Origin of the sequence: Methylosinus sp. Sm6, assembly GCF_019802345.1 — a bacterium.
Taxonomy (GTDB): Bacteria; Pseudomonadota; Alphaproteobacteria; order Rhizobiales; family Beijerinckiaceae; genus Methylosinus.
This window is the reverse complement of sequence record NZ_JAINDZ010000110.1, coordinates 1-1,585: the sequence shown is the minus strand read 5'-3', so window position 1 is coordinate 1,585 and position 1,585 is coordinate 1. Positions and strand designations below refer to the sequence as shown.

Below are 1,585 nucleotides of genomic sequence, written 5' to 3'. Positions count from 1 at the left end.
GTCCGATTGAACCCCTCGAGAATGAGTTTGCGCTCCTGCTCGGGAATAATCTCAATCTCATCCATGGGCGTGGCGGGATTTTTCACACAGCCCTCGAGCAGCTGCGTCCAATAGCCGATATGGCGCTCGATCGTCTCGCGATCGAACAGCGCGGTCGCATAGTTCAACTCTCCGATGATCTCGCCCTCCGCCGCCCAAAGCACGAGCGAAAGATCGAATTGAGCGTTTTCGCGCGGCGGAGCAATGGCGGTCAGCCGCAATTGTGCAGCTTCGATCGTCCCCTCCGGCGCGTTCTGCCAGGCGAACAGCGCCTGAAACAAAGGCGCATGCGCCAGACTGCGCACAGGCTGCGCAATCTCGACGACCTGCTCGAAAGGCAGGTCTTGATGATCCTGAGCCTCCAGCGTCCGCGTCTTCACGCGCGACAATAGCCCGTCCATGTCGGGAGAGCCGGACAGGTCTATCCGCAGCGCCAGCGTGTTCACGAAAAAGCCGATCAGCGGCTCGATTTCTAATCGCGCCCGGTTCGCCGTCGGACTGCCGATCACAACCTCCCTCTGACCGGACAAACGCCCAAGCAACGACGCCCAGCCCGCCAGAAGCGCCATGTAAAGCGTTGCGCCTCGAGAGCGCGCCAGAGCCTCCAGCCCTTGCGTCAAAGAGGCCTCGAGGCGCACCGGAACGCTCGCGCCCGCAAAATCCTGCCGCGGCGGGCGCGGCCGGTCGGTCGGCAGCTCCAAAAGGCCGGGAGCGCCCTCCAGCATTCGTCTCCAATAGTCGGCCTGTCGCTCGAGCCGCTCCCCGTTCAGCCAGTTGCGCTGCCACAGCGCATAATCCGCATATTGCGCCGGCAGGGGCGGCAGGGGATCCGGCGAACCCCCGCTGAAGGCGGCGTAAAGCGCGCTCAACTCCCGGGTCAGGACGCCCATCGACCACCCGTCCGACACAATGTGATGCATCGTCATCAATAGCGCGTGATCATTGTCACCCAGACGGGCGAGACGCCCCCGGATCAGAGGACCGCGTTCGAGATCGAAAGGTTCGGAAGCTTCTCGAGCGAAAAGACGGCGCAACGCATCTTCGACGTCTGCGGCGCCAGAGAGATCGTGTTCAACGAGATGAAAACCTGTCTCCGAAGAGCCGATCTTTTGCTCCGGCTCTTCCGTCGCCAGCACGAAGGTCGTGCGCAGCGCTTCGTGACGCTCCACGATCCGATCCAGCGCGCGCCGTAAGGCGGCGGCGTCCAGAGAACCACAAAGGCGCACGCCTCCCGCTATGTGATAGGCGACGCTCGCCGCCGCGTCGAAGCGCGAAAGAAACCACAGTCGCTGCTGCGCAAACGACAGCACGAGGGGGCCCGTCCCCCGATTCGCCGGACCCATCGGCGGCGGCGGCGCGCCATGCCCAAACGCTTCGAGCGTTGCGGCGAAGTCTTTCAGCGTCGGCCCTGCAAACAACGCCGTCAGCGGCGCCTCGGCGCCCAAACGCGCGCGGATGCGCGAGAGAAGCTGCACGGCGAGCATGGAGTGTCCGCCGAGTTCGAAGAAGTCGTCGTTGCGGGAGACGTGTTCGACGCCGAGCAGGT

At 64.0% G+C, this 1,585-nt stretch carries 1 protein-coding gene; it reads right to left on the bottom strand.

What is annotated here, in order from left to right:
• Positions 1 to 1,585 (bottom strand): condensation domain-containing protein (locus K3F48_RS23720; RefSeq protein ID WP_255609733.1); only part of this gene is annotated, 1,585 nt, incomplete at both ends.